5 protein-coding genes are annotated in these 6,508 nt (G+C 38.0%); 2 read left to right on the top strand and 3 right to left on the bottom strand.

Features of this window, described 5'->3' with window-relative positions; genetic code table 11:
* Nucleotides 1-372 precede the first annotated feature (372 nt).
* The 3 genes from KEM09_RS08985 to KEM09_RS08975 form a co-directional block, all read right to left on the bottom strand.
* A complete protein-coding gene (locus KEM09_RS08985) occupies nt 373-1,446 on the bottom strand; it encodes an alpha/beta hydrolase (RefSeq protein WP_212227733.1) in 1,074 nt (357 codons plus the stop codon).
* A gap of 292 nt (nt 1,447-1,738) precedes the next feature.
* Nucleotides 1,739-2,245: a hypothetical protein gene (locus KEM09_RS08980; protein WP_212227731.1), complete on the bottom strand. Its 507-nt coding sequence runs from the start codon at nt 2,243-2,245 to the stop codon at nt 1,739-1,741.
* Nucleotides 2,246-2,346: 101 nt separating this feature from the next.
* Complete coding sequence (locus tag KEM09_RS08975) at nt 2,347-3,147, bottom strand: hypothetical protein (RefSeq protein ID WP_212227729.1); 801 nt, start codon at nt 3,145-3,147, stop codon at nt 2,347-2,349.
* A gap of 891 nt (nt 3,148-4,038) precedes the next feature.
* Between KEM09_RS08975 and KEM09_RS08970 the strand changes: the two genes are divergently transcribed.
* Nucleotides 4,039-4,893: a toxin-antitoxin system YwqK family antitoxin gene (locus KEM09_RS08970; RefSeq protein ID WP_212227727.1), complete on the top strand. Its 855-nt coding sequence runs from the start codon at nt 4,039-4,041 to the stop codon at nt 4,891-4,893.
* 7 nt (nt 4,894-4,900) lie between these two features.
* The gene (locus KEM09_RS08965) at nt 4,901-6,508 is read left to right on the top strand and encodes a S8 family serine peptidase (protein ID WP_212227725.1); all 1,608 of its coding nucleotides are present in this window, start codon (nt 4,901-4,903) and stop codon (nt 6,506-6,508) included.

The raw sequence follows: 6,508 nt of genomic DNA, 5'->3' as shown, positions 1-6,508 counted from the left end.
GAACTAAATTTCAAAATGACAAAGAACGTTTTAGGCTTAATGAGCCAAATTTGTTTAATCATTAATAACGTCCCAATTTTAATGGGACACTAGTGTTCTGAAGTATTGCTTAAAAGTAAATTTATTTGTACCAATCCTGCACACCGAACATGTATTCAATTGTTATACAGCACCTTTTACATTCGAAGAAGTGAAGTAAACGACTATCACCAACGATAGATAATAATAACAAATCCCGGTAAAACAGTGTTTTACCGGGATTTTTGTGTTTAATCGATAATTAATGAGTTTACATTACCATCCCGAATTTCTCGGGACGTTCAGACTCTTTTTTGCGACCGGGCAGAATGCTTTGTTATTAGCGGTTGTAATTTACCTTTTCTTATCTATTTCTTTCATCTTTTCAAGTGCAACTTCACTTTCTACTTCATCAAATATCAATTGATATGCTTTTCTTGCAATCGAATCATTTCCTTTATTTCTCATCTCATTGGCAATATCAATCATTGTATCAGATTCATCAATAAAAAAGTCTGTATTTTCTTGTGCAATAAACTGTAATCCATCAAGCACATTGAGAAAGTTTCCGGCATTCAGGTTAATAAGTAAGTTTGGCATAAAAACTGACTCTCCAATTTTAATTTTATTTCCCAACTGTTTATTCAATTCATTGACATATTCAACTATTGTGTGAATATTCTCATTTAATAGACTATCTGGAATTGTTGAAAGTGATTTGTAGAAATTGTAACCTCTGCAAAAACCGGTATATTGATTAGTTTCATGTGTTTCGTCATTTAGCACTTCATACTTCAATTTAAGATATTGTGTATTTAAAGAATTCAATCTTTTAAATAAATCATTATTGGCATCTTCTAATTGCTCATAATTTTCTCTTGAACCAATGTCGAAATACAAATATGTCGGTTTCGTAAGAGCTGAATTAACAATTGTTGAATTTAGCATATGAACCGTAGGACTCGTCGCAATATAAAATGAAAATGAAATAGGCCACTGATTGAAAATATCCATTACAAAACCTCCGGAAATTGAATGTCCAGAAATAAATCTTATGGAGCTTGATGTATAGTTAGTTTCAACATAAGGAATTAATTCTTTAATCAGAAAGTTGAAGTAATCATTCCGATTTGACTGTCCTGTAAAACTTTTTTTAGGGTCATTATTTTCAATTCCAACGACAATGAATTGACCATGACAGATAGCCGCTCTAAAATCATTAGGGGCAGAACTAATTAAATAGATAGTGGGATATGACTTAGATTTAAAATCATTAGGGGCATGTATAAAAATTCTTTTTTCCTCATTGAGAATTTTCGATTCAAATTCAATGACTTTCTCATTGTTTGTGCTCGCAATTTTGGATTGTGCAAATAAGCTAGCCAGCGAGAGGATGATAATTATGAATACGGAAGTTAATTTTTTCATGGTGTTATTCTTGTATTACCATTAACGGCAGTCTGTCTAAAAACCTAAGCACCACCTGGTTTATGTTTAAAAGTAGGATTATTTTTTGTGAACAGAAAAAACGGTTTATAATTTGCTGTAAATAATCGCCTATCAGTTTATGGCAACTGATGGTGCTAATCTAAAATCTCCAATTACACCAATCCTCAAAACAGTGTTTCCTACCCGCTTGTCGACAATCCCGCATTGCCCAGGACGCGCAGTCTCTGTTTTGCAACCGGGCAGAACGCTTAGCTATCAGGACCCGCATTTATCATTTAAAATTTAGTCCGCATTCAGGGCAAGTTAAATCCTGTTCATTCAGTTCATAATTGCATGCAGGACAATTAGTAAAGTTGGTTATAACGTTTTTACTGGCTTTCAATTTTTCTTTTCTAACCTTGCCTTCTTTAAAGGTAAGTTCCGGTTTACAGAAAAATGTTGTCTCAATTTCCAGCCAATAAAGTCTTGCTTTACCTTTTGAACTTACTGCATGTATTAATCTATATTCTCTTTTTGTCCAGCTGGTTATAAAACCAAAAAGATTTATTAATACAAACCCAAAAGAAATTGATGAAGGTTGTTCAAAGGGACTTGATTTCCAGTCAAGTTTATTTGGGTAACAGACTTCTGTCACGTTTAATCCCTTTCGGTCTACATAGCTAAATACTTCTTTGTCATAAGAACGAAAATATCGATTGTTTAATAATTTGATTGCTTGATAGAAGACGTATGCTATTAGAGCAATAAACGGCATGAAAAATAAAAAGTCGATATTCATTCTTTGTAAGTATTTTGTATGAGCCCCTAGCACCAATATGCCCAGCCAAACCGCACTGCCGCCTGCTATGCTTTATTGCGGTTTTTAGCAATAAGTGAATTTTATTCATAGCTATATACAGCAATCTTATATTTCTTTCCATTTATAATGTGATAGAGAACTTTAATTCTGTCTTCTGAGTCAAGTTTATATTTGTAATACTCATCATCACTACCAGGTCCTCCCATATAAACAACTTTTATATCGGGTTCTGGAATTCGTTCAATTGATCTACGTTTTAATCTGCCATTTTCGAAATACTCATATTTTTTAATTTCAGTTGAGTTTCTTTCATTATCGAATTTCTTTATACTAACCAGTAATCCATTTTGGTATCTTAGTGTATAAATTGTTTCAAAAACATCAGTCTTTTTCATCTTAGGTCTGTAATGAAAGGCTTGTTCCTGATATTTCAGAATTGTGTCTCCTTGATTAACAGTCAATTTAATTACAGTCGAATCATTTACTGAAAGTTTACGAAATTGATATATTATCCGATTATCAGCGTATTTATATTCAAATCTGGTTGTGTCAATTCGCTCAGGATTATTAAAATCAAAAGTCTGGATGTCAAAAATCTTATTATTGTTAGCGTCGTAAATAATTTTATTCCTTGACATCAATTGCTTTTTATGATAACTCTCTTTGTTAATTATTCTTCCTATCGAATCCACATATTCCAATGACCAATATCCACCACCTCCTGTTCCGTTATAATATTTTCCTTTTATCTTATTGGTATTGGGATACAATTCATTAGTCTCAAACAATTGAGCGTTAATCGCTGATGTACTCATCATTATTAAAAATCCAATTATAGCTAAGTCCAGAAATAATTTCCTCATGTTATCTATATTATTCATTGGTAACTCGTCTGCTTTTTAATTATTGCCAACTACTCCATATCTCCACCCTACTACCCGATATATTTGCCATACCAACAGTTAAGGTAACGACACATATCACGATGTATCGGCACCTGAATGCAGATACAATTAATTATTCCTATATGATTACTGCCCCTTATTACACGCACATTATCCCCGGTCAGGGGGGCAGTTGTTTCCGATTAGCAAATGCTAAATTAGATATTTTGTTTCATCCACAAGGCCAGTATTGATAAATATTACTAAAGTATTGATAAAGGGAATTAAGCGGTTGATGGATAAATATGAATCACGGGTTGATACACATTGCCAGTTTAACTGCCCAAGCTGCAGTTGGCTGTTATACCATTTAAATACTAAAATGTGCTGGTATAGGGCCTGTTGGGTCTGTTCAATAAACTGTGTCTTCCGTCTTCCGTCTTCAAAAAAACACCTCCTCGTCTTTGCGTCTCGGCGTTTATTCACTACACCACGTCAATCGCCCTATGTCGTACTCTTGCGCATGACTGCAGCGGCTTATTGCAAATTTACTCTTGCGTCTTGTGTCGTGCATCTCAAAAGAGCCTTTGCATACTTCCACCGCAATCGCATTTAACAATTACTTCTGTATTGTAACCACAAATGGCACCAATTAACACAAATAGTTTTCCAACGAAAAACAGAAATCTGTGATAATTAGTGTTAATCTGTGGTTGATTGTTCGTTAAAACTCAATTAAGGGTTTAAATGCAAGAACCCCTTCATAGCTCCTGGTGTTCCACAAAATCATGAAAGTTTTTATATTTTTGAAACCTGATTCTCAAATCTGAGTAACAATTAAAGTGTATTTTCACTCAGGATTGTTTCATTAATAAAAAGTAATTTAACATGAGACTGAAGTTCTTTCTTCTTTCGATAGCTTTAATGGGAGCAGCAGCTACAGCCACCGGTCAAACCGATGTGTTTGGCAATAAAATTCCGACTAAAAAGAAAAACATCGCCCCTATACCGGCACATTACAACCAGACGGATGCCAATGGCATGAAGCAAGGCCCCTGGGAAAAACGCTATACCGATGGCACCGTGCTATACAAGGCCACTTTTAAGAATAATAAACCGGCAGGAAGCTATACGCGTTATTACCCCAATGGTAAGATGAGCTTAGAGATTATCTACGATGAGAATGGTGAATATGGAAAGGCGCGCTTATTTAACGAAGAGGGCAACCTGACGTCGAAAGGCAATTACCAGGGCAAAGACAAAGTTGGTACCTGGACTTATTACGCTGCAAAAGAGGCTGTGCTGGCTACTGAAGAATTTGTTAATGGGCAATCGCATGGCCAGTATAAAGTTTTTTACCAGGACGGAGCTGTTGCTGAAGTCATTAACTGGCAAAACGGCAAAAAAGAAGGTGAATGGCTAAAATTCTTTAAGAATGGAGCGCCCATGCTGAAGGCACAATATGTAAATGATGAGTTGCATGGTAAATACTTATATTATTTTCTGGATGGTCAGCTGGAGATAGATGCCACCTACAAGCATGACAAAGAAGATGGTGAATGGACATTCTATCATGCCGATGGAAAAGTCAATTACCAGTTAAAATACAGCAACGGACAACTATTGAACCCCGAAGTGCTGGAAAAAAGAAGAGCCGAGGAACAAGCCGAGTTTGAAAAGAAGCGAGCCACCTTGAAGGACCCGGAAAAAATGGGTAACAACCCCGAACAATTTATGAGATAGCAAGCGTATGAAATACCTTTCATCCATACTACTTTTATGGTTATGCCTTACTCTCAGTATGGCACAGGATGGCTATTTCATAACGTTTACTGACAAAAACAACTCTCCCTATTCATTAGACAGACCTGAAGAGTTCTTATCGATAAGAGCTATTCAGCGACGAGCCAAACAGAACATCGCCGTTGACCAGAGTGATTTGCCGGTGAATCCGGCTTATATTGATAGCCTGATAAAATATGGCATTGATGTAAAACATACCAGCAAGTGGATGAATGGCGCCATTGTTTTCAGCAGCAATAAGGCACTGATGGACACCCTGGAGCGCGTGCCATTTATTAAAACCGTTGAAAGAAATAAACCAGCCATTAGTACCGGCACCTCCAAAAAGATGGAGCCTGTTGTGCCATTGCTCAAAAGTGCGCTTGACTCACCCTACGGCGAATCGTGGTTACAGGTTAGCACAGCCAACGGCCATCATCTGCACAACAACGGATTAAAGGGAGCAGGCATGCTCATCGCTGTTATTGATGCCGGTTTCTATAAAGCCAATGAACTGCCTCTCACCAAACACCTTTGGGACAATGGTCAGGTGATGGGCACCAAAGACTTTGTTAATCCGGCTTCCAATATCTTTAATGAGCATTACCATGGCATGAATGTGCTATCGATTATTGGCGGTAAGCTTAACCAGCAATACATGGGTACTGCCACCGATGCCTCCTTCTGGCTGCTGCGCACCGAAGACGTTCATTCGGAGCATCCCATTGAACCGGACTACTGGATATGTGCGGCCGAATTTGCTGACAGTGCCGGGGTCGATATCATCAATACATCATTGGGTTATTACGAGTTTGATGCGCCTTCGCAGAGTTATTCGTATGCTGACATGAATGCTACAAGCAGAATATCCCGGGCATCCGACATGGCTTCATCAAAAGGCATGTTACTGGTTACCAGCGCCGGCAACGAAGGCAATAACAGCTGGCACCATATTGGTGCCCCGGCCGATGCCAAACATTGCTTAGCCATTGGTGCAGTCAATGCCGACAGCACCCGAACCTCTTTCTCTTCCTTTGGCCCGTCGAGTGATGGCCGCGTGAAACCTGAAATAAGTGCATTAGGAGGAGCGGTAGCGGTACAAAACACAAGTGGTGGCATCAGTAAAGGGAATGGCACCTCTTTTTCAGCTCCTGTTATTAGCGGGCTGGCCGCTTGTTTGTGGCAGGCAATGCCCGATAAGACAGCTGAAGAAATACGCCAGTTGATAATCAACAGTGCACATCTTTATAACACTCCTGATTACGAGTTGGGATATGGCATACCTGATTTTAACCAGGCCTATCGCGTTGATATTGAAAGTGCACCAGCTGATAATACCCAATGGAAGGTTGGCCCCAATCCGTTTAACAGCCGCCTGACGCTTTTCAACTCATCGGGCCCCAACGTTACAGTAACAATTGTTGATATACTGGGTAATATTAAATACCGCAAAGAGCACAGGCATCAAAAGAACATGGTTATCAACGAAGTGGCGGCATTTGCCAATGGTATTTATATTGTCATTATTGAAAACAATCGCTCGAAGCAACATGTTAAAGTGATAAAAAGCCGCTAA

The sequence above is a fragment of the Carboxylicivirga mesophila genome (assembly GCF_018271975.1).
GTDB lineage: Bacteria > Bacteroidota > Bacteroidia > Bacteroidales > Marinilabiliaceae > Carboxylicivirga > Carboxylicivirga mesophila.
This window is presented reverse-complemented; position numbering and strand designations above follow the sequence as displayed.